A 23,786-nucleotide genomic window follows, 5' to 3' on the forward strand; every position below is an offset into this window, starting at 1 on the left:
CGCCTTTAGGGTTGCTGTTTTTCTATCTTATCGTGGTATTGCAGGTAAAGTGGCAGGGCAGCAGATCCATACCACTGGTACACCTCCGCATCCAGCAGTTTTGATTGTACTGCCGGATCGGTTTGTAGCAGCTCATTGGCTTCTGCTACCGTTTTTGCATTGAGGATGAATATGCCGCGGTAGGTCTTGTCATTCTTCCCTAAAGGACCAGCCACTACCAGTTTCCCGTTGTCTGCCAGGCGGTTGATGTTGTTCATATGCCCCCTGAACAGGCTGTCTAAAACAGCTTTATCTGCTACTTTATTGGAACCTGTTTTCAATATTACCAACACGTAAGATTTCATGCCATAATCGTCAGCACCCAGCGAGTCAGCCAGGGCTTTATCATATTTGGGGCGCTCCGCCTGTGCATAAGCAGCGCTGCACAGGAGCGTAAACAGCGCAATGGTCAGTGTTCTTTTCATGCAATAAGGATGTGTACCTTCCAAAGGTAGGGTATTATCTGATCTCAAAGCGGTATTTACCGGCGCTTACTTCAAAAGGTTTGCTGCTGTTTACTAGCATCTTATCCTGTCCATAGACCTGCTTTCCCTGCGCTATACTAAATCGGATGGAAGCTGTGGCCCCTGCAGGTACTGTTACCGTATATACAATAGTTTCGCCTGTCCTTTCCCACGCGGAAACGATATTGCCGTAAGGACTTTTATGCGAGGATGTATAGCTGTTAAGCCCAGCCACAAAATGCGGCTCCAGCAAAATATGACGAAAGCCCGGGGCTTTTTCATCCGGCCTGATGCCGCCAATACCCTTGTACAGCCACGCGCCTATTTCGCCGAACATAATATGATTGCGGGAGATGTCTGACTTGGCATCAATGGGCCAGTTCTCATATAAAGTGGTAGCGCCGTTCACGATCCACCATCCCCAGGAAGGAAAGGTTTCCTGGCTGGCTACCTTGTAGGCCACGTCTGCATAGCCGTTCTCGCTGAGTGCATTGAGTATGGCTTTGGTACCCAGCAGGCCCACATCAAGATGGAAGCTGTCCTGTTCTACCCGGCGGGCCAGGTTAGCAGCCACCTTTGCCTTTAATGCATCCGGTGTTACACCCCAGTACAATGGTACGCTAAGTTCTGTTTGCACGCCTTTGCCATAGATGCCGGTAGTGGAATCCAGGTATTTGGTATTGATAGCCTGTCTGATCTTTTCAGCGAGGGCGGTATACTTTTGCTGATCTTCACGATGACCCAGTATACCTGCTGCTTTGGAAAGGATGCGTACATCCGTGAAATAATATACGGAAGAGGTCAGCTCTACAGGCGTGGCAGATCTTACCGGTACCCAGTCGCCCAGTCCCCAGGTGGTGAGCCCGTTAGGGCTTATTTCCGTAATGTGATCTACGTAGCGTTTGATGTTATTGTAACACCTGCCCAGCAGGCAGGTATCGCCATAAAAGAGGTAGATATTCCAGGGAATGATGGCTATGGTGCTGGTCCAGTCAGGGCCGTTGCCCCATTCATATCCCCAGCCGCCCGTAGGTATAATGGAAGGCAATACGCCGTTGGGTTGTTGTTCATCCTGGTGGTCGGCCAACCATTTTTCATATACCGTAATGCCATCAAAATTATAAAGCCCTGTTTCTATGGCAATATGTGCATCGCCGGTCCAGCCGTTCTTTTCTCTTTGCGGACAATCAGTAGGATAGCCGAAGAGATTTGAGAGATAAGAATTATTGGTGGCTTCCCAAAGCTGGTTGATCATGGGGTTGGAGGTATGAATATGGCCCACCGGCGGCACATTGCTGTGCATGAAATGCCCGCTGAGACTTTCCCTGGTCAGCTCAACCGGCTGGCTGCTGGTAACCTCCACATACTGAAAGCCTTTATAGTTAAAGCGCGGCATAAAAGATTCGCGGCCTTTACCACTAAGGATGAAGATGTCTGTCTGGAAAGGATCTTTGTCATCCCTGGGGCGGTAATGCACATCAATATTGGATTGGTCTGCATGGCCGTCTGCCGTTAATTGCTCGGCATGCTTCAGGCGTAAAACAGTACCCGCTGGGCCACTCACCCTGATACTGCTAATGCCCGCAATGTTCCTGCCCAGGTCAAACACGTAGGTGGTGTCATTAAGCTTGGTGAGTGTTTTTGCAGGGATCTCCTCCGCCAGTTCAATAGGGCGGAGAGCCTGCGCTACGATGTTAGTGGAAGGAGCCGCGCGGAAGATCACCTCCTTCCAGGCAGTATCGCTGAATGCAACCGTGTTCCATCCGGCCTGTTCCTTACGGGCATCGTAATGTTCTGCAGTGTAAATACTGTTGAAAATCACAGGGCCAAGGGATGTTTTCCAGTCTTTACCGGAGCTGATCGTTTCTACGGAGCCATCCTCATACGTAATGCGCAGATCCAGGCAGAAGGCCGGCCTGTTGCGCCAGGGAGCCTCATGGAAATTCCATACGGCGGTAGACTGATGGTTGTACCAGCCATTGCCCAGCATAACGCCAATGGCGTTCTTACCGGCTTTCAGCTGCGGCGTTACATCGTAAGTAACATACAGCGTGCGGCGGTCAAAGCGGGTAAACATAGGATCAAGACGATGGTTGCCAATGCGCTCGCCATTAAGGTATAGTTCATATAAACCGGCAACAGCTATATAAGCGCGGGCAGACCGTACCTTCTTTCCGGTTTCAAACACTTTTCTGAACAGGGGAGCCGGTTTTAGCGCTACATCATTGTTATCACTGATCCAGGCGCCTTTCCAGTTCTTCATGTCCATCATGCCCGTCTCAAAGCTGGCTGGCTGCGGGCTGAGACTTCTTTTCCCGTCCTTATCCCATACGGCTATCTTCCAGTAGTAGCGGGTAAAGGGCTGTAAGGCCCTGCCTGCGTACACGGCCAGGCGGGTATTGCCGCTGATGCGGGGGGAGGTCCACACATTTCCCTGTTCTACTGCCTGCGGGTCTGTGGATACAAAAAGCTGGTAAGCCGATTGCGTTGCGGCCGGGCGTTCATCTTCCAGGCGCCAGCTAAAGCGTGGCCGGGCCGCATCAATGCCTACAGGGTCTGGCAGGTATTCGCATTGTAATCCGGCAGGGACGCAACTGCCCTGGCTGTAGGTATCGGGGAGCAGAAAGAATAGACCAGCTATGCAGCAGATGCAGTTAAGAAAATGTGTATGGCGCCTTTTCATGCTAATTTGTTGACTATCTGTTGAATATTTGTGTTCCGGTTTAAGGGGCATCAAAATAACCAAAATGCGGGTACCCTGCAACCCATAGTGTCCTGCTGACAGCATTTGTTGTCGCAAGCGCCCCCTCACAATGTCGTAATTGCAACCCGGCGAACCAAAAGCATCCACTTACATTTGCAGTAATGAAAGGGTGAACCGGCAACAGGTAAGCAGATACAGGCAACCTGGTTTACTGATTTTCTGCTTATCATGTTAAAAGGAAGTGTATGCAGTTATTTGCGTTTTCTTATATTTGCATCCTCCATGTAACACCGCTCCCAGTCATATCGTTTCACTAAACATTCAAAATCTTACCACCATGGCCTCAATCAATCCATATTTAACATTCAAGGGTAATTGCGAAGAAGCTTTTGAGTTCTACAAGTCTGTGTTCGGCGGAGAATTTGCAATGAAGTCCCGTTTTGGTGAAATGCCTTCAGAGCAAAGCTGCAGCGAATCAGAAGCCAACCTGATCATGCATGTGGCATTGCCTATCGGAACAAACACGATACTGATGGGAAGCGATCAGCCGGATGGATATGGGCCATTCAATGCCGGTAATAATTTCAGCATCGCCGTATCTCCCGACAGCGAGGAACAGGCCGCTCAATTTTTTAACGGTCTTTCCAGCGGCGGAGAAGTGATCGTGCCTATGGACAAGACTTTCTGGGGCGCTTTCTTTGGTATGGTGAAGGATAAATACGGTGTTCAGTGGATGGTTAACTACCAGTTAGAGCAACCGAAATAAGACAATGGCCTGACCAGCTTCAGATAACTGCAGCACCTGTAGCATACTGTCCCGCAACAACCCGTTCTGTTGCCGGGTGATTATACCATATTACGTGTATGTCCCCCGACACCCAACAACAAGTCCGTTCATTCTATTATATATTATTTAAAAGACCATTTACTTATGCCGCAACAGTCAATGACTACGAACAAGGTATCTTATTACTTTTCGCTGATCAAACAATCGCTGAAGGGAGAAGATATGGATTACACTTCCGGCAGCCTGCGAAGGGCCGTATTCACGCTGGCAATTCCTATGATCCTCGAAATGTGTATGGAATCAGTATTTGCAGTAGTGGACCTCTACTTCGTAGGGCATCTGCCGGATAGCAGTCATGCCATACAAACCGTGGGCCTGACAGAATCTGTTATCACCATCGTCTATTCCCTGGCCATTGGTATCAGTATGGCCGCTACCGCACTGGTAGCCCGTCGTGTAGGCGAAAAGAATCCCGATGCCGCTGCTTACGCCGGTATGCAGGCCATCTGGTTATCCATTTTTGTAACCATCGTTATCAGCGTACTGGGCGCCGTTTTTGCCGCCGATATCCTGCGACTGATGGGCGCAGAAGAAACTACTGTACAGCAAGGCGCCAGTTATACCCGGTTGATGATGGGCGGTAGCCTGGTGATCATGCTCCTGTTTATGATCAACGGTATCTTCCGCGGTGCAGGTAATGCATCCATGGCGATGAAAAGCCTGTGGCTGGCCAACATCTGCAACATCATCCTGTGCCCTTTGTTTATCAGGGGCCTGGGGCCGATCCCTGCCTTCGGGCTTACCGGCGCTGCCATGGCCACTACAACCGGCCGCGGTATAGGTGTGCTGTACCAGCTTTATCACCTGTTTAAAGGTAAGAGCCAGGTCAGGATCAGGGCCCGTCACCTGAAGATAGACTGGTCTATCATCAGGTCAGTAGTGAAGATCGCATCTCCCGGTACTTTCCAGTTCATCATTGCATCCTGCAGCTGGATCTTCCTGGCCAAGCTGGTGGCAGAAACCGGTGGCGACCATGGTTCTGCCGGTTACCAGACGGCCGTGCGCCTGCTTATCTTCTTTATCCTGCCGGCCTGGGGACTGAGCAATGCTGCCGCTACACTGGTGGGGCAGAACCTGGGGGCCAAACAACCTGAAAGGGCAGAAGAATCAGTATTGAAGACTGCTAAATACAACGTGATCTTTATGTTGCTGGTAACGATGCTGTTCCTTTTCGGTGCTGAGTTCTTTATCTCCTTCTTCACCCAGGACCCTGACGTAAAGGCCATTGCCGTAAGGGCCCTGCGGATCATGAGCGCCGGTTACGTGTTCTATGGCATTGGTATGGTAACGATCAATGCCTTTAACGGGGCAGGTGATACCTGGACGCCTACCTGGATCAATTTTGTTGGTTTCTGGCTGTTCCAGATACCGCTGGCCTACCTGCTGGCGAGGTACCTGCAAATGGGTCCCCTGGGCGTCTTTATTGCGGTACCGGTGGCAGAAACCGCTATCAGTATTGCAGCGTTTGTGTTGTTCAAAAGAGGGAAATGGAAGAAAGTGATGATCTAGTCATAAACAGTAAGAGGGCTTCAGACGAAGCCCTCTTTTTTTTTGTATAGTGTAACAAGATTGAAGGTTAAGGCCTTTCTGTAATTTCCGTTACCGGTTTGCCCACACAGCCGTTAGGCATTTGTATATGCAGCATGGCGGCAATGGTAGGCGCAATGTCTGTCATATGCACTGTTTTATTGCTGGCGCCGTGTTTTACGTGCCAGCCCATAAACACCAGCGGAATATGTACATCATAAGCGTTCCAGTTGCCATGCGTGGTACCTTTCTCAAAACCCTGGTACCAGCCTGGCTCAGGGATGATTATCACGGAGCCCGTGCGTTTCGGATTATAACCGTTGATCACCATGCTTTTGATAGGTTCCGGCAGGGGGCTGCTGCCTATATTGTCCACATCCGCTGCGAACTGTATACCGGGCTGGCGCTGCAGGAATTTCACTGTTTCTTTCTTGATCGCATCATAATCCAGCTTGGCAACGTCCAGCTTAGCTATGTCATAATTTACATGGTAGTTGGTACCTGAGCGTACCAGTCCCTTTACCCCAAAGCGTACATTCAGCAGGCTATCCAGTGAAGCCAGCATCGGCTTGTCTTTTACAAAGCCGGCGGGTACATTATGCTCCTGCATGAAGCCTGCGGAATGGGCAGCGCCATGATCCGCTGTCAGGAATACCAGGTATTTGCCTTTGCCCACGCGCTGGTCCAGGAAGCGGAAGAAGGCCGCCAGGTCTTTATCCAGCCGCAGGTAAGTATCTTCTACTTCTATGGAATTAGGACCGAATTTATGGCCCACATAGTCTGTTGAAGCACAGTTGATGGTCAGGAAATCAGTAACGGGGCCGGTACCCAGGTTATAACCTTCCACGGCCGCTTTGGCAAAATCCAGTGTAAGGGTATTGCCGGAAGGCGTGGAGCGCAGGCTACCCGGATCTTTTGCATAGATAGCCGGTATGTTATGCGGGAAAGTGGTGCCGGTTTCACCGGTGAAGTTACCTTCCCAGCTGGCCTGATCGGCAGTGCTTTGTATATAGGTATTGATGGGATATAATGTTTCCCATGGCTTAGACATCAGCTGGGCCGGTTCTTTACGGTCGTTAAAGCGCTTTACCCACTCGGGCAGCTCCTGCATATAGTAAGTGCTGGTAATAAAGCTGGCATTGGCATCGTCAAACCAGAATGCGCCGCTGGGCATGTGTCCTGCCGGCAGAATGGAGGCGCGGTCTTTCAGTGATACTCCTACCACCTTGGAGCGGAAATTAGTGGCGAGCCGCAGCTCGTCCGTAATGGTAGAGGCGAGCAGGTTACGTGGCGACATCTGACCCGCTTTGGAAGATGAGCCAACAGATTTTACTACCGTATCTTCCGTGCAATACCAGGAGCGGCCTGTCTGCTGATCAATCCAGTCATTACCCGTGATGCCATGTATGGCAGGTACCGAGCCGGTGTATACCGTGCTATGGCCTACCGCAGTAAAGGAGGGCAGATGGCTGATGAAAGTATTTTCGCAGGAAAAGCCTTCGCCCAGCATGCGCTTGAAGCCGCCGGCCTCATAGCGGTCGTAATAACGGTATAAATAATCCCATCGCATCTGGTCTACTACAATGCCTACTACCAGTTTGGGTTCGTCTTTTACCTGTGCTTTAACAGGCGCCTGTGCTTCTGCAGGACTATGCTGTAATGCGGCGAAGGCGCCTGCAAGCAGCAGTGTTGAAAGCGTTTTGGTTCCGTACATAATAATCGTTTAAATGTCTGAGCGTTTAAAAGTCTGAATGTTTGAGTGTTTAAAAGTTTGCTTCCCGACGAAATGTTAACTTACGCTAAACGCTCAAACTTTCAAACTTTTAAACGCTCAAACGTTCAAATTTTATGCACTCAAACTTTTACATTAATACAGCGGATTTTGTTCCAGTGCGGGGTTTAGATCCCTTTCTCCCAATGGAATGGGCCACCAGTAATCCCTTGCCGGGTTGAAACTTCTCTTCTCAAGATATCTGCCACTCCAGCTGTAGATATTGGTGTTGAGCACCGTTTCAGCTGTTTTCCAGCGGCGTACATCGTTATAGTATAATCCTTCACCGGCCAGCTCTATACGCCTTTCGTGGCGTATCTCTGCTCTCAGCTGCTCTTTGGTGAGCCCCTGTGCAATATGCGGCATTTTTACACGGTCGCGGATCGCATCCAGTGCGGCATATACCGTAGCGTCAGGACCTGCAAATTCGTTCTGTGCTTCTGCATACATGAGGAGGATGTCGGCATAGCGCAGCACCATAAAGTTGATGTCTGACTGGCCATCCTTCAGATCTGATTTATCAGCAGGCGGAACAATGCTGTCATAGATGCTGTACTTCTTCATACCATAACCGGTAATGGCAAAGCGGGTGGAATCTATTTTTTTACCCCTGTACACATCACCGGGATAGGTGAAAGTGGCATACAGGCGCGGATCGCGGTCAGCATACGGATCAGCCGCATTATAACCTGAAGCCGGGTCTGTAATGGGAAGGCCGTTCTTCATATAGTATGATTGTGCAAACTCCAGCAACGGTGCATTGGTATTGTACTGGGTGCAGATCAGGTCAAAAGAGCTGCCCTGGTTAGGAAAGAGGTACTGCACGTCAAAGATGGATTCCTTGCTGCCTTCATTGGCCTGCAGGAATAATGCGCGGTAGTCATTGAAAAGGGAGTAAGTACCCAGGTCCATAACTGCTTTGGCGGCATCTGCGGCAGCCTTCCACTTGTTAACGTCGTTGGCGGTGTTCAGCAGCGGGCTTGCCTCATACAGCAGCACCCTTGCTTTCAGTGCCATGGCAGCGCCTTTGGTTGCCCTGCCCTTGTTGGTGCCGGAGTAGGAAGCAGGCAACATGCCGGCTGCATCGTCCAGGTCTTTCAGGATCTGCGCCACTACCTCGGCACGGGGCGTACGGGGCAGGTTACCCTGTGTTTCATTATCGGGAGGGTCCAGTATCAGCGGTACGGCTCCGTAGTAGTTCTGCAGGATGAAATAGTAGAGCGCACGCAGGAAAGTAGCTTCTCCCTTCATGCGGGTCACTACTTCAGGATCCATGTTAGGCACTTCGTCTACTTTTGCCAGGAAGGTGTTGCAGCGGCCAATACCGCCGTAGCAGTCGCCAAAGCGGCCCGTGATAACGCCGCCGGTGCTGGAGTTGTGCTGGCCCGATGCCACTGTATTAAAGCTGTAGGAGTTGCTGTAGTTATAGGCGTTGGGAGAGAGTGTTTCGTCCCAGATGGCGGTGGCAGAGCCACCGTTGGAATTCTTGCCGCCAAATACACCGTCGTTGCGCAGTATGGAGTAGCAGCCTACCAATGCAGCATTGGCGGCTTCCGGTGTAGCCCAGAAGGTGCTTTCGGTATACCTGTCGTGCGGTTGAACATCCAGCAGGCTGGTGTTACAACCTGCGGCCAGCAGACCGGCGCAGGTAATCAGGAGATATATCTTTTTCATGTTTGTCATTGTTTAGCTGTTTAGAAAGTTACGTTCAGGCCTCCGCTGTATGTTTTCAGCATAGGGTAAGAGTACAGGGTGGTCTGGTTCAGGATCGCTTCCGGGTCAAAGTCTTTGTACTTGGAGATGGTCCACAGGTTCTGACCGTTTACGAACAGTGACACTTTACTGATCTTCACTTTAGACAGCCAGCGTTCAGGCAGTGCGTAAGCCAGCTGGATGTTCTTCATACGCAGGTATGAGTTATCTCTTATCCAGAAGGTAGAGCGCTGGAAGTTATCAATAGAACCGGTGCTGGTAGTTACGATCGGCAGTTTGGCGTTAGGATTATCCGGTGTCCAGGCTTCTGTAGCCCATTCCCAGGTAGCGTTTGCGCCGTTGTTGAAGGGATAGGCCAGGTTAGCGGTGGGCAGCACTTTTACGCCCGAAATGCCCTGGAAGGAGGCGTTCAGTGAGATGCCTTTGTAACCGAAGTTCAGACCAAAACCATAAGTGAATTTGGGCATTTGCGGAGAAGCGTCTACTATCACACGGTCGTCGCCATTGATAATACCATCGCCATTCACGTCGCGGAACTTGATGTAACCAGGTTTGGTGTTCACGCTTTGTTTGGCGCTACGGGCTACTTCATCCTCTGTCTGGAAAATGCCCTCTGCCTCCAGCACATAGAAAGATCCCATGGTAAGGCCTTCTTTAGTGATGGTGCCGGAACCGTAGATGATCTCTCCGTTGAGGTCTTTTACTTCGTTCTTGTTATAGGACACGTTGCCACTGAAGCCATAGTCAAACTGGCCAATATTGTTGCGATACTGCAGGGTGAGCTCCACACCGGTATTATCTACCGTGCCGATGTTTTTCTTGGGGCCTCCAAGATTACCTACCTGTGCTGCAATGTTCACCGGGCGAAGAATGTCGGTAGTATGACGTTTGTAGGCGTCCAGCGTAATGCCTATACGGTTATCCCACAGGTTGATATCGATACCGCCATTGTAAGCAGTGGTTTTTTCCCAGCGGATACTCGGATCAGTATAGTCTAACACCGCAGCGCCGGAATTCAGTACACCGCCGAAGCTATACTCCTGGCCTAACCTTACCGCAGACTCATAGCTGTAAGGATCTACGGCCTGGTTGCCCATCTGGCCCACAGAAGCGCGCAGTTTCAGCTGATCGATGAACCTGGATTTGAAGAAGTTCTCCTTATCTATACGCCAGCCCGCAAATGCAGAAGGGAAAAAGCCCCAGCGGTAACCCCTTCCGAATTTAGAAGAACCGTCCGAACGGAACGCGAACTCAAAGAGGTATTTACCATCGTAGTCATAGTTCAAACGACCAAAGTAAGATTGTAGCCTGTCACTGATCATATTACCGGAAGTGGCGTTCCAGGTAGTGCCTGCATCAAAGGCATCCAGTGTTCCGTCCAGGTAGCCATACATGCTGGTGGCCCATTCGTCTGTCTCGAAATTATCGTAGGCAGCGCCCACCATCAGGGCCAGGTTATGTTTCCCGGCAAACTGGTGTTGCCAGTTCAGGGTGTTGTAAAAGTGGATGTTCAGGTTGTTGAAGTCCTCTTTAGTGGCCCTGGGTGCGGTAGCCGGACTGTTCCAGTTGATAGCCGCCCCTGTTTTCGGGTTGAAGGTCTGCATGCGCGGAGTGAAGCCGGTAAGCATACCATCGTACTTGTCAACACCGAACTTGATATTATAGGTGATGTCAAAAGGCAGTTTGTATTCTGCAAAAACAGTAGCCAGGAAGCGCTGTACCACTTTTGTCTGCAAGCCGTTATAAGCCAGCATACGCGGGTTTTCCCAGTTATTGCGGCCAGGGGTTCTCAGCCAGGAGTTACCATAGCGGCCGTCTGCCAGCGTGTCTGTCAAAATGGGCAGGGTCCTGGAAAGATACTGCCAGATAGCATCGTAGAAGGGCACGGTATAGTTGCGGTAATAACCATCCATGGTAACGCCTACTTTCAACCTTTCATTTACATTGGCGCTGGCGTTGAGACCCAATGAATATTTCTTCTCATGGTTGCCGGGCCCAAAGAGGATACCGTTCCTGTCCAGGTAGCCCAGTGAAAAGCGATACTGGTATTTATCTGTGCTGGCAGCCACACTGAGGTCGTGTTTCTGTATCACGCCATTCTTCAGCGCAATATCGTACCAGTTGTTAGCGGGGTAAGTGATGCGGTCTGTCAGCATGCCTTTTTCGTATTCAGCTATTTCAGCGTCAGAATAATCCGGGGCTTTACCTTCATTGGCAAGGGCCTGGTTTTTGAGTTTCATATAAGCAATCGGATCGTCGATCACATCGGGCAGGTAGGTGGCTTTCTGCTGACCATAGTAGTAGCTGTAATTTACTTTAGCGGTACCGCGGCCTTTTTTGGTGGTTACCAGTATTACGCCGTTGGCGGCCCGTGATCCATAGATGGCGGCGGCAGCGTCTTTGAGAACAGTTACCGTTTCAATATCATTTGGGTTCAGTTCGTCCATGGAATATTCAATACCGTCTACCAGTACCAGCGGGTTGGCGTTGTTAAGCGTGCCGATACCCCTGATGCGGATGGTGCTTCTGTCTACACCCGGCTGACTGTTGCCAAGGTTGGCAAAGATGCCTGGTGTTCCTGCCAGGGCGTTACTCACGTTGGTGAGCGGCTGCCCGTCTTTGTCCACCATATTTACCGTGGTAACAGCGCCTGTCAGCGTTGCTTTTTTCTGTGTGCCGTAACCAACTACCACTACATCGTTCAGCTTCTGCACGTCTTCTTCCAGCGTTACGTTCAGTGGTGTGGAATTGCTTACTTTAATTTCTTTAGGCAGATAGCCTACAAACGTGAATTTCAGTGTAGTGCCCGCAGCAGCGTTCAGTTTAAAGCTGCCGTCTGTGCTGGTGGCGGTACCACGCGAGGTGCCGGCCACCTGTACGCTTACGCCTGGAAGGGGCGTACCGTTGGCGGCGCTGACTTTTCCGGTAATAGGCAGGTCCTGTGCCTGCAGGGATAAAGTGGAGATGCAGAGGATCCCCATGAGCAGCACCAAAGCGCTTCGGCATGATGCGAGGGATCTTTTGTACAGTTTCATAAACGTTTAAGATTTGAAGGTTGAAAGTTGAATTAAGTGGTTTGACGTTTGAAGTTTGATGTTTGAGGTGGGTTAAAGGTTGAACGTTGATGACGCATATCCATTCCGGATAGTTGTACTGAACTTATAACATTCAACCAACCTCAAACATCAAACCTTGAACTTCAAACCTTTCATAGTCCCGCTTGTTGCAGCCTGTTGGGATAGTCGGTGATAATACCATCAACTCCCATTGACCGAAGCTTTTTCATTTCAGCAGGGTCCTGTACCGTCCATGGAACAATCTTGATTTGCTTTGCATGACATTTGTTCACCAGCTCCGGTGTTACCATGTGGTATTCCGGGTTGTAGAAGAACGGAGTAAAGCCCAGCTGTTCCAGGTGTTGTTCAAAGCTTGTCTTTTTATCGCTTGTGAGAAAACCCAGTTTAATGTGCGGATGAGTGCGATGCAGCACCTGCAAGGGCCGCATGTCGAAGGACTGTATCAGCAGCCTGTTGCCCAGTGGCTGTAATTCTTTAACCCCCATCAGTATGCGCATATATTCTTCGGGCGCTGGCTGTTCTGTACCATCTGTTTTTTCTGAAGATTTGATCTCCAGCAGATAGTACGCCGGCGGAAGCTGATGCGCTTTCGTGTACGCCTCTACGGAGTCGATCATTTCAGACAGGGTAGGCGCATACGAGCGCATACGCTGCTGTTCCGGGTAGGCGGGATAAGGCTTTTCACCGACGATGAACTGCCGTATGTTGGCATAGTCCATCTGGTAAAAAGTGTACTTGTTCCTGTCTGCTGCGGGAATGTCGCTGCCGTCTGGCATGGTGGTGTAGGAGGGCGTAAAATGGGCGTCGTGGTACACTACCACCTGTTTGTCTTTCGTGATATGTACGTCAAACTCGATGGTGTTGGCGCCTGTTTCCAGGCCCTTGATCATGGCAGGGATGGTGTTCTCCGGCATCAGTCCCCTTGTGCCGCGATGTCCTACCTTGTAAACTTCCGGTAGTCCATCATTGGTACCGGCGCCATGACGTGTGGAATTACAGGCAACGAATATGCTGCCTGCTATCCCGATGGCTAATGCCACCAGGGAAAAGCTTCGCTTTTTCATTTATTGACCTTTATTTGTTTAATGCGATGTACAATGCGCTACAGTCTGTCTGCTACAATCTATTTGCTACAGTTTTTCGTCCCTTTGATCCCCGATCCTTTTTAAAGCTGCCAGCCAGACCTCCAGGGATTCAGCATCCCCGGAGGCTTTGGCTGGTTTGGTGTATGCGCTGACAATACAGCTATAGGTTAAATGGTATGCTTCCTTATTTAATGAACATATATAAAACAGCTGCCAGTGCGCCACCCGCCAGCGGTCCTGCAACGGGTACCCATGCATAGGCCCAGTCGCTTCCCTGCTTTCCCCTGATGGGCAGCAGGGCGTGCATAATGCGGGGGCCCATATCCCTTGCGGGGTTAATGGCGTACCCTGTAGTGCCGCCCAGGGAAAGACCGATAGACCATACCAGTAAGGCCACGGGCAGTGCGCCCAGCGAGCCTAAACCGATCGGTGTTTTATCCTGCCCTAATTCTGCATTGGTGAAATAAAAAATGGTGATCATCAATACAAAGGTGCCGGTGAGCTCGCAGATGAAGTTCCTGCCGGCTCTGCGTATAGCCGGTTCCGTACAGAACACGGCGCGTTGCAGCCCGGTGTCAGTTGTTTCATCCAGGTGGTCTTTATAGTTCAGCCATACGGCCAGTGCGCCAGCCATAGCGCCCAGCATTTGCGCGGTGATGAACAGCGGCACCTGGCTCCATGCAAACTTACCGGCAATGGCAAGCGTGATGGTCACGGCCGGATTCAGGTGTGCGCCGCTGTACGGGCCAGCCAGCACCACGCCTACAAATACCGCCAGGGCCCAGCCGGTAGTGATCACTATCCAACCGCTGCTGTTACCTTTTGTTTTATGGAGCACTACATTGGCCACTACGCCGTTACCCAGTAACAGCAGCAGTGCAGTGCCCAGAAATTCCGCCAGAAAGGGATGCATGATGATGGATTGATTTTGGTTTAGTCGTTATTGTTAGTTATTAGTTCAACGCCCAGCTTTTGGCGGCTTTCACCGCTTTGTTCCAGCCGCTGATCCATTCTTCGCGGTTGTTCTGATCGCCATCGGGAATGAAACATTTATCAACCTGCCACTGGCTGGCAATCTCTTCCAGGTCTTTCCAGTAGCCTACGGCCAGTCCCGCCAGGTAAGCCGCCCCCATGGCAGTAGTTTCTGTAATGCGGGGCCTTACTACCTTGGTATGCAGTATGTCTGCCTGGAATTGCATCAGCAGGTTATTGCCGGTAGCGCCACCGTCTACCCGCAGTTCTTTGATGCTGATGTTGGCGTCTGCTTCCATCGCTTTTAATACTTCCATGGTTTGGTAGGCAATGCTTTCCAGCGCAGCGCGGGCAATGTGGGCAGCGGTGGTGCCGCGTGTCATGCCAACGAGGGTGCCGCGTGCATGCTGTTCCCAGTGCGGTGCACCCAAACCTGCAAATGCGGGTACCAGGTATACGCCTTCATTTGCCGTGGTGTTGGCGGCCAGTGCTTCCACTTCTGAAGAAGAGCGGATGATACCCAGTCCGTCGCGCAGCCATTGCACAATCGCGCCGGCAATGAAGATGCTGCCTTCCAATGCATACTGTACCTGTCCATTCACTTTCCAGGCCACGGTGGTCAGCAGGTTGTTCTGGCTGATGATAGGCTTGCTGCCAATGTTCATCAGCATGAAACAGCCGGTGCCATAGGTATTCTTTACCATACCTGGAGCAGTGCACATTTGACCGAACAGGGCCGCATGCTGATCGCCTGCAATGCCCGCAATGGGTATCTGTGCGGCAAATACACCTGGGAATGTTTCTCCCACCACTTCGCTGGACTCTTTCACCGCCGGCAGCATAGCAGCGGGGATATCCAGCAGCTGCAGCAGATCATTGTCCCACTGCTGGGTATGGATATTAAAGAGCATGGTACGTGATGCGTTGGTGATATCGGTAACATGTACCGCACCATGGGTCAGGTTCCATATCAGCCAGGCATCTACGGTGCCGAAGGCCAGTTTACCCTGCTGTGCGCGTTCTCTTGCGCCGGAAACATTATCGAGGATCCATTTCACTTTCGTACCGGAGAAGTAAGCGTCTATCACGAGGCCGGTTTTTTCCCGGATCATTTTTTCATGACCGGCGGTTTTCAGGCTGTCGCAATAGGCTGCGGTACGGCGGTCCTGCCATACAATAGCGTTGTGTACAGGTTTACCGGTTTCACGGTCCCATACGATCGTTGTTTCACGTTGATTGGTAATGCCGATGGCCGCAATATGCCCGCCTTCCAGCCCGGCTTTGGCAATGGCTTCTGTGGCAACGCCGATTTGGCTGCTCCATATTTCTGCCGGGTCATGTTCCACCCATCCCGGCTGTGGAAAGATCTGGGTGAATTCTTTCTGCGCCACTGCTACAATAGCGCCTGCTTTGTCAAATAGTATGGCCCTTGAGCTGGTAGTGCCCTGGTCAAGTGCCATGATGTATTTGTTCGTGTTTTTCATCGGGAATACTAATAATTAATGATCAGCAGTAAATAATACGTGGTCAGGCAGTAGCCTTATGATGTTCTTTTGTATCAACAGGTTGTAACAGGTAATGCTGTGCCATGGTTGTAAAAGCGTTAACCTGTTCCTGCTGCCATTTGCTGTCCAGCCGTAGTTCAGCCGCCATCAGTGCCGCTACCTGCGGCGCCATTTCAATGGCAGCCTTTGCGTCGAGGAAGAGGGCGCGGAGCCGTCTTGCCAGCACATCTTCCACGGTGCGGGCCATTTCATGCCGTACGGCCCATATTACCTGTGCTTTAATGTAAGGCAGGCGCGGGTGAAGCGTTTGTCCCAGTTCCGGCTGCAGGGTGGTCATAGCCTGCAGCTTAGGCGCATCGCTGCCGTAAACATTCAGCGGCGCAGCAAAGGCGGTATGAGAAACATAGCCATGTATGTGTAGTTCTTTGGTACGGCAGGGGGCAGCAGTAAGGTTACCGGTGCGGATGGCTTCATTCACGGTGTCTTCCGCCATCTTCCGGAAGGTGGTCCATTTACCGCCGGTAATCGTAATGAGGCGGGAAGGCGCCACCAATATTTTATGGCTGCGGGATATTTCCTTTGTGCTGCCGGTTTCTTTTTGCGGTGCTGCAAGTGGACGCAGGCCTGCAAACACGCTGAGCACATCATTGCGGGCAGGAGGGCGGGAGAGGTATTTGGTAGCTGTTCTCAGGATGAAGTCTATCTCTGCTTCCAGTGCTACCGGCTCCATGCTATGCTCGTTCAATGGTGTATCAGTGGTGCCGAGTAATACTTTATTGTGCCAGGGTACGGCAAACAATACGCGCCCGTCGTCTGTTTTCGGGATCATAATGGCGGTGTCGCTCTGCAGAAAGGAACGGTCCAGCACTACATGCACTCCCTGGCTGGGTTTTACCATGGGGCGTGCGCCCGGGTTGTCCAGCTGCAGGATCTCATCTACAAAAACCCCGGTGGCATTGATCACTACTTTCGCCGGGAGAGAATACACGCGGCCGGTTTCCAGGTCTTTCGCCTTTACGCCGTTGATGCGCCCGTCGGCCTGTTTTTCCAGTCCGGTCACTTTCATATAGTTCAGCAGTACGGCGCCATTCTCTGCGGCCGTTTGTGCAATGTTCACCGCCAGGCGGGAATCATCAAATTGTCCATCATGATAAACAATACCGCCTTTTAGTCCGCTGCGGCGGATGGTAGGCAGTTTTTCCAGCACTTCATTCCTGCCGATGTGCCGCGAGCGCCCCAAACTCAGTTTACCGGAAAGGAGGTCATATAGTTTTAAACCGATGGTATAGAAGGGACCCTGCCACCAGTTATATTGCGGGATAATGAAATCCTGGTTATGGGCCAGGTGCGGCGCGTTGGCCAGCAGCAGGCCTCTTTCATACAGTGCTTCTCTTACCAGTGCAACATCTCCCTGCGCAAGGTAGCGTACGCCGCCGTGCACCAGTTTGGTGCTGCGGCTGGAGGTGCCTTTGGCAAAATCTGCCTGTTCCAACAGTAAGGTTTTATATCCACGGGTAGCGGCGTCCATGGCTATTCCAAGACCGGTGGCGCCACCCCCTATAATGACAAGATCCCAGGGTTTATCCGGTAATCCGGCTATTTGTTCTATAAATGCGCTTCTGTTCATTTTATTTCTTACGGCTTTTGAATACTTTCATTATGTTTTACTTGAATCACATTGTAAAAGTAAAGCCAATAAATTGAAACCAAAATATAAAATAATATGAAAAAGCAAAAATATTTTGTTTAAATGGGAAAAGCCAGGAGGGAAGATTAATTAATTATTAATTATGAACGGTTTATGAAAACAGATCGGTTTAGTATATTTCTTATGATTTCGAATTATTTTCTTTTTGTCCTACATTTAAGGGCCAAAATTCATTATTGAAAGTGATAATTATGGGTTTCGAAGAGGAATGAAGACTGAGTACCTGTAAAATTCTCTTGCGAACAGGCGGCAATACATTAATTTTAGGACATATGTCTATGATCAATATAGCTGAACGTCATAAGTTTATCCTTGATAAGCTGCAGGAAAAGGGCTACATCAGCGTGGTAGACCTCTGTAAAGAGCTGGATGTTTCCGGCGTAACCATCCGCAAAGACCTGAAGCTGCTGGAAGACAGATCTCTGCTGTTCCGTTCGCATGGCGGCGCCACGCTCAACAACCCCTATACAAACGATAAGCCCGTTAATGAAAAAGAAAAGATACGCCGGGATGAAAAGCATAATATCGGCCAGGCGGCCGCTGCCCTGATCGCGCCCAACGATGCCATCATCATTGCCTCCGGTACTTCTGTGTTGGCCCTGGCCAGGTGTATCCATCCCAAGGGGCACCTTACTGTGATCACCGCCGCGCTCAACGTGGCGATGGAACTGCTCCGACATCCGGAGATAGAAGTGATACAGCTGGGTGGACTGCTGCGCAACAGCTCATCATCCGTTACAGGGCCCTATGCAGAGAAGATCCTCCAGGATTTTTCCTGCAGCAAATTATTCCTGGGGGTAGATGGGATTGATGTTGATTTCGGCCTTACCACTACCAACATCATGGAAGCTCACCTGAACCAGAAGATGATCGCTACCGTACAAAAGACCATTGTGCTGGCAGACTCCAGTAAGTTCGGCAAACGCGGATTTGGCAGGATCTGCGGAATGGAAGATATAGACGAGGTAATAACGGACAGGGGTATATCGGACCATACGGTAAAGATGATGGAAGAGATGGGGATTAAGGTGACGATTGTGTAAATAGCGTCTCTTTAATGATATTTTAACCGGCTTTTCCTTGCAGAAGGGAAGTTGCTGATATATGCAATTGATCTTCCGGGAAATATCACCACCGCTGAAGTGATATTGTAAGCAGCCTTCAACAAAAAAAGGCCGGGGCAGTGATCTGCTCCGGCCTTTTATAAAAAAGATCTTAATCCCAGTTGAACTGCACAACCTCGCCGTCCAGTTTCCATTTCCGGGGAAAAGGATGTTCCATCCAATCCAGTGGTTCGCCCACCGGTAATGGTTGCGAAGCCCAGTGAAAGCACTCCTTGATAAAAGCTTTCTGCGCAACGCCGGTAGCCTCCGGCTGTGCAGATATGAAAAGGGGCGTGCCGCTTTTTGCCACCAGCTCCATCCACTGTTTATTCTTTTCCCAGGGAATGCTGGTGGTCAACCCTACACAATCGCCGTCCGCTCCGTAGAAAGTGCCTTGCTGCAGACCGCGGAAGGCCACGGTATTAACGCCCATCTTGCGGGTGCGGGCCCATTCATTGCCGGAAGTATCGTCGCCTATACGGCATAGCTCAAATACGCCGGCAGAAAGATGGCTGATGGTATTACAGCCAATGATGTAGGTATCGCCCGCTGCTTCGCGGATTACCTGGTAAAGGTGGGCAATGATCTCGGCATTGGTATGGGTATTATCGTGCATGCGCCACCCGGGTGCTGTCATAGCGCCGGCTTTTATCATTTCAAAACCCCATCTTCCAAAGATATCGTAGGATGTAAAGTCGAACTTCACCATTTCATATCCCCACTCATTATACAGCTTAAAATAGTGTTTTACACGTTCCAGGTTTTCCGGTATGGTGGGATCAAGCACCGGCCTGTTTGCTGACCGTCCTTGTATCAGCGGCATCATCAGCGATTTGGAATCTTTATAACTGCCGCAAAGCGGACGTGTCCAGATGCCCGGACGCATACCTGCCTGTCTGATCTTTTCCGCCATGCGGTGCATATCGCCAAAACGTGCATTTACGAGATCCATGCGATCGCCCCAGCCTGCATCATCCGGGGAATCAGGCGGTCCCTGGTACCAGCCGGCGTCCACTACAGAGAAGGGCCGGTTAGACAGTCCCGCTGCCATTGGGGCCAGCAGCTCCGTATGTTGTACGATCAGTTGTTCTGAATTTTTGCCATAGCTGAAATACCAGTCGTTAATGCCATAAACCGGTTGCCTCGGCGTACGCGGATGATCGCACATCATGCCGGTGAAGCGGCGTGTGGTGGCAAAAGCAGATTCGCCGGTGTTGCTTTTAATAGTGACGATCTCAGCGGCCTTCAGTTTCCTGTTACCTAATACTACGCCCTGGCCGCCGGAACGGGTGTCCAGCGTAAGGACCAGGTGACTGTCGTTCAGCTGCCAGGAGCAGAAAGCCCCGGCGCCGGTTTTTACGCCAAAGCCGCTGGTATTTATGCCGTTGTATTCCATGAAGTACCAGGGCAGTATTTCCTGTGCATTAGGTTTGTGCCAGGATACATCGCCATAGGTACGTTCCCAGTGGTCATTCAATACAAGGGAAGATGGCGCGCCTGGTTTCTTCCAGTGCAGGCTGACAGAGGTAAGGCTTACCTGCGGAGCTTCTATTTCAACCAGGATGCCTTTGTCGCCCGGTTGTAAGCTCACTTTCAGGTTGTCGTGCGTCCAGCTCTTTTTTCCTATCCCAGTTAACGTTATGGCCTGATCATTAACAACAGCGTTCACTTCGTCCGGCAGGTTGATCAACTGCATTTGACGGCCGGTGAAAGCCGGCAAATGATCACTTAACAGGAATGCTCCCAATGAGATGCCTGTCGTCTTAATAAAGTGTCTGCGATTCATTTACTCTACTCCTTTTACCTTCATGCGTAAGGTATATACTGATTCTGATGCGGTGATGAATAAAGTTTGACGGTCTTTACCGCCAAAGCATACGTTGGCGGTCCAGCGGGGAGAAACGGGAATATTGCCGATCTTATTACCGGCAGGATCGATGATGGTGACGCCTTTGCCGGTCAGGTAGAGGTTGCCTTCACTGTCCAGGGTCATACCATCAGAGCCTTTGGAAACGAACAGTTGTTTGTCTGTTAAGCTGCCGTCTTCATTGATCCTGTATTTATAGGTTTTGTCGGCATGGATATCGGCAACATACAGATATTTACCATCCGGCGTACCCACGATGCCGTTAGGTTGTTCCAGCTGGTCTTCTACTACCACCGGCTCTTTGGCGCCCCTGGCCAGGTAGTATACTTTTTGTCCTTCAATTTCGGGCTGCTTACGTTCCCAGTAATCCCGCTGATAATAGGGATCGGTAAAATAGATGCCGCCTTTGGCATCTATCCAGAGATCGTTGGGCCCGTTCAGCAAACGGCCCTGGTATTTACCCAGCAGTACGGTTACTTTCTTAGCCGGACTGATGGCCCACAGTTCATTCTTATTATCTGCACAGGAAATAATATTGCCTTTGGCATCGAAATACAAGCCGTTGGAACGACCAGTTTTCTCCATGAAGAGAGATAGTTTTCCCTGCGTATCATACTTCCATATACGGTCATTGGGCTGATCAGTGAAATAGATATCGCCGCGCTTGTTAACTGCCGGTCCTTCCGTGAATTTAAATTGTGAAGATACCTGCTGTACCGTGGCGCCGGGGGCTACTACAGGAATGGAGTCCAGCTGCTGGCCGTTGCCCCTGAAGGCAGTCAGCAATGGTAAGATCAGTACAAGTCCGGTGCGGAGATGTTTGCTCATGGAACTGTTTTTTAAGTACTTGCAACAACGTGGTATAAACATGGCATGGCTATTCTCACAAATATAATTCTTTAACGCAGCATATTTTCATAAACCTTGCGTGCCTGCTCATAGGCCGCCTGTGCTGCTTCGCGCTCTGCGGGCCGTATATTATCCTGCTTCATTTTCCAGCATTGCACTACTGCCTGGCGGCACCATTCGGCACTCTGTTTTACATGCACCGGTTTGCCGTCTACAATGATGAACAACGGGTTGGTATGGGCGCTGGGGAATATCCGGAGTGCGGCCCAGCCGGACTGCTGCATGGAAGCAGAGAAGCTAATATCATGTAGCTGACCGTCTGCAGTGATTTGCGCGGTATCTACCGGAATGCCATTGATCAGTAATTCTACATTCACCTTCCTGGAGTTGCCGATGCGCGCCCGTTCAATGTGCCAGTAGGGTTGTTCTGTCAATGGCCTGGCGGCTATCTGGCTGCCTTTCTCATCCTGCACGGGCGGCAGAAAGGCCGCTGCTTTTGCAGTAACTTTCACCGTTTGTGGCCGCTGTAAAGATAGTTCGCTATTGGCTGTACCAGCTTCCAGTCCGTTTACCTTAAAATCAATGAGGTGCGAGTAACCGTCAGATACATAGCATCTTCCTTTTTTGATCGCCGTGATATACGCATCGTAGTTCAAAGGGCCATCCGGCTTGAAATAACTGCGGGCAATGCCTACACGTTCATCAAAAATGCAGGGAAAATCCGTTTCGCCGCTGAGCCTTGTTCTGAACCCGCAATTCAGCGTATGGTACCACATATTCAGCTCCCAGGGGGCTGGCGTATCGCCGGCGCTGTAAAAGTCTACCAGTCCTTCCGTTACCGTTACTACATATTCATTGGCGCCGATGCCATCCATTTTGGGCAGCACATGATTGGGCAATCCTTTGGCGGGTTGTGTTGGTTCCAGTCCCCAGCCGGAGTGTGCATAGCCCGTCACCGCCTGCTGCGATCTGGCCCACTGCAGTACAGGCTTTGTCCAGCTCGGCCAGTCTTCAATGCTACTGGTACCGGGATAATCATCTTCCTTCAGCCGCAATAGTACCAGGTGTCCTGCGTGGGAAGAAGGAAAACCGGATACTTCTACATCATAGCGCATGATATTTTTTGCGGTAGATAGTGTATCAGCATTGCCCGTGAAATATTCTTTCTGGTGGTACCAGCCTGGCCCCCAGGCCAGTACGGCGCCGATGCGGAGATCTTCGCCAATGATCTGCCGCCACATATCAGGCGGGCGTACACCTTCTTCCGGGCTTTCATAATGACTGCAACCGGCGGCATGTATGTGGTGGTCCGCGCTGTACCATCCCAGGGCGGCCATGTTGATCCAGCGCTGCAGGCGGAAGCTGGCCGTCATGGTGGATTGTCCTCCTTTCACTTCCAGCATTTGTGTCTGGGGTATGTATTCAGGCCCCCTGGTAAAAACAACCTTGTATTTGCCGGGAGGAAGCTGTACATGTTCTCCATCTGCCCGGTACACCTGTGGCTGGAAATAGAAATCCGGGTATTCGTCTGTTGCCGCTACGCGTCGCGAGGGTAGCGGATAGATGCCTGTCAGCGCAGCAGAAGGTACCTGGTACTCACTAGCGGCAAGGGTTAAACGATAATCGGGTGCATGAAGGCTATCCCGGCTGATGCGATCAATTCCATCTGTTATGGTAAAGGCGCCCATTACGGGCGAACCATCTTCATCCTGTACACGTAATATTACTTTTACGGAGGGGGCAATATGGAACAGTACGGGGATGGCATTGCGGAAACCAATATCCTGTGTGCCCTGGCCTATATCAAAGCCAAGCTGTGCCTCACGTTTACCGGCATCTTTGCTGTAGATCTGTATAACGGCATATTCCAGTCCCAGGCCCGACAGGTGCTGCAACAGTGGCGGGTTATGGTATAACTGCATTTCAAGGAAGCGGCCCTGTATATCGCCGGGGGAGAGTTTGTTCTTTGGCAGCATACGGGGCGAATAAGTGGAAATGTGCAGGGCGTGGAGTGCCTGCGGGCTGGCAGCTCTCAGCTGTGCAGTAACCCCTGCTTCATTGCGGACCTTTACCAGGAAGCTGGTCCACCCGCCCTGTATCAGCCTGGCTGTAGCCGGGCCCCTGCTTACCTTTACCCTTGCCTCGGGATTTATGTGGACTGTAGCCAGGCAGTAAGGGTCCAGTATCTGTTGTATGCTATCGGCGATGGCTGGCGTTAAGGCAGCCTGCCGCAGGGCCTGCAGGCGTTTGCTGTCAGTCACGGAAAGCGCGCTGCCCAGGAAAGTAAGGGCTTCATCCAGTCGCAGGGCCTGTGCCAGTAACGGCTGCGGTTCCACATGGGCAATGAGCTCCGGCTGCTGCGCGTGCAGCACCTGTGCCTGGCAGGTAAATATGACCGGCAACAGACAAAACAGTATATGCAGAATAGGTCTCACTTTAGGTCGGATTTATATGGGTAAACAGCGGGATTTACAGCGAAAGTGGCGAAAATGTACCAAAAATCCTGACTTATTAGCTACTTTTGTTACTTATTTGTTATCATTTATTGCAAGCAC

Annotated in this window: 15 protein-coding genes; 3 read left to right on the top strand and 12 right to left on the bottom strand. The window is 50.9% G+C overall.

All coding sequences use genetic code 11. The features are described 5' to 3' along the window. Positions 1-5: 5 nt before the first annotated feature. Positions 6-464 carry a YciI family protein gene (locus Q0577_RS03680; RefSeq protein ID WP_298732922.1) on the bottom strand — a complete coding sequence of 153 codons (459 nt, stop codon included), beginning with the start codon at positions 462-464 and terminating at the stop codon, positions 6-8. A gap of 34 nt (positions 465-498) precedes the next feature. Beyond that, positions 499-3,186, bottom strand: coding sequence for an alpha-L-rhamnosidase (locus Q0577_RS03685; protein WP_298732924.1), 2,688 nt, complete (start codon positions 3,184-3,186; stop codon positions 499-501). A gap of 358 nt (positions 3,187-3,544) precedes the next feature. On the opposite strand from Q0577_RS03685, the gene Q0577_RS03690 reads away from it, so the two are divergent. Beyond that, positions 3,545-3,973 (top strand): VOC family protein, encoded by a 429-nt coding sequence (locus Q0577_RS03690; protein WP_298732926.1) that lies wholly within the window; start codon positions 3,545-3,547, stop codon positions 3,971-3,973. 165 nt (positions 3,974-4,138) lie between these two features. Beyond that, on the top strand, positions 4,139-5,563 hold the full coding sequence (locus tag Q0577_RS03695) for an MATE family efflux transporter (protein ID WP_298732928.1): 1,425 nt from the start codon (positions 4,139-4,141) through the stop codon (positions 5,561-5,563). A 67-nt stretch (positions 5,564-5,630) separates the two neighbouring features. Here Q0577_RS03695 and pafA read toward each other — a convergent pair whose 3' ends face one another. The 7 genes from pafA to Q0577_RS03730 form a co-directional block, all read right to left on the bottom strand. Then, positions 5,631-7,295, bottom strand: a complete 1,665-nt coding sequence (pafA, locus tag Q0577_RS03700) for an alkaline phosphatase PafA (RefSeq protein ID WP_298732930.1) — start codon at positions 7,293-7,295, stop codon at positions 5,631-5,633. Between the two features lie 153 nt (positions 7,296-7,448). Next, complete coding sequence (locus Q0577_RS03705) at positions 7,449-9,026, bottom strand: RagB/SusD family nutrient uptake outer membrane protein (RefSeq protein WP_298732932.1); 1,578 nt, start codon at positions 9,024-9,026, stop codon at positions 7,449-7,451. Positions 9,027-9,046: 20 nt separating this feature from the next. Continuing rightward, positions 9,047-12,100 carry a TonB-dependent receptor gene (locus tag Q0577_RS03710; RefSeq protein WP_298732934.1) on the bottom strand — a complete coding sequence of 1,018 codons (3,054 nt, stop codon included), beginning with the start codon at positions 12,098-12,100 and terminating at the stop codon, positions 9,047-9,049. A gap of 173 nt (positions 12,101-12,273) precedes the next feature. Then, complete coding sequence (locus tag Q0577_RS03715) at positions 12,274-13,206, bottom strand: glycerophosphodiester phosphodiesterase family protein (RefSeq protein WP_298732936.1); 933 nt, start codon at positions 13,204-13,206, stop codon at positions 12,274-12,276. 205 nt (positions 13,207-13,411) lie between these two features. Further along, the gene (locus tag Q0577_RS03720) at positions 13,412-14,140 is read right to left on the bottom strand and encodes an MIP/aquaporin family protein (RefSeq protein ID WP_298732938.1); all 729 of its coding nucleotides are present in this window, start codon (positions 14,138-14,140) and stop codon (positions 13,412-13,414) included. Positions 14,141-14,180: 40 nt separating this feature from the next. Then, on the bottom strand, positions 14,181-15,683 hold the full coding sequence (gene glpK / locus Q0577_RS03725) for a glycerol kinase GlpK (protein WP_298732940.1): 1,503 nt from the start codon (positions 15,681-15,683) through the stop codon (positions 14,181-14,183). Positions 15,684-15,726: 43 nt separating this feature from the next. Further along, positions 15,727-17,331: a glycerol-3-phosphate dehydrogenase/oxidase gene (locus Q0577_RS03730; protein WP_298732942.1), complete on the bottom strand. Its 1,605-nt coding sequence runs from the start codon at positions 17,329-17,331 to the stop codon at positions 15,727-15,729. A 353-nt stretch (positions 17,332-17,684) separates the two neighbouring features. Between Q0577_RS03730 and Q0577_RS03735 the strand changes: the two genes are divergently transcribed. Beyond that, positions 17,685-18,455 carry a DeoR/GlpR family DNA-binding transcription regulator gene (locus tag Q0577_RS03735; protein WP_366883809.1) on the top strand — a complete coding sequence of 257 codons (771 nt, stop codon included), beginning with the start codon at positions 17,685-17,687 and terminating at the stop codon, positions 18,453-18,455. A gap of 172 nt (positions 18,456-18,627) precedes the next feature. Here Q0577_RS03735 and Q0577_RS03740 read toward each other — a convergent pair whose 3' ends face one another. The 3 genes from Q0577_RS03740 to Q0577_RS03750 all read right to left on the bottom strand — a co-directional run bounded on the left by Q0577_RS03740 (position 18,628) and on the right by Q0577_RS03750 (position 23,666). After that, the gene (locus Q0577_RS03740; RefSeq protein ID WP_298732944.1) at positions 18,628-20,301 is read right to left on the bottom strand and encodes a hypothetical protein; all 1,674 of its coding nucleotides are present in this window, start codon (positions 20,299-20,301) and stop codon (positions 18,628-18,630) included. After that, positions 20,302-21,210, bottom strand: a complete 909-nt coding sequence (locus Q0577_RS03745) for an SMP-30/gluconolactonase/LRE family protein (protein ID WP_298732946.1) — start codon at positions 21,208-21,210, stop codon at positions 20,302-20,304. It abuts the gene before it with no gap. A gap of 71 nt (positions 21,211-21,281) precedes the next feature. Continuing rightward, positions 21,282-23,666, bottom strand: a complete 2,385-nt coding sequence (locus Q0577_RS03750) for a CehA/McbA family metallohydrolase (protein WP_298732947.1) — start codon at positions 23,664-23,666, stop codon at positions 21,282-21,284. Positions 23,667-23,786: the final 120 nt, after the last annotated feature.

The sequence above is a fragment of the uncultured Chitinophaga sp. genome, from assembly GCF_937898475.1.
In the GTDB taxonomy this organism is placed as follows: domain Bacteria; phylum Bacteroidota; class Bacteroidia; order Chitinophagales; family Chitinophagaceae; genus Chitinophaga.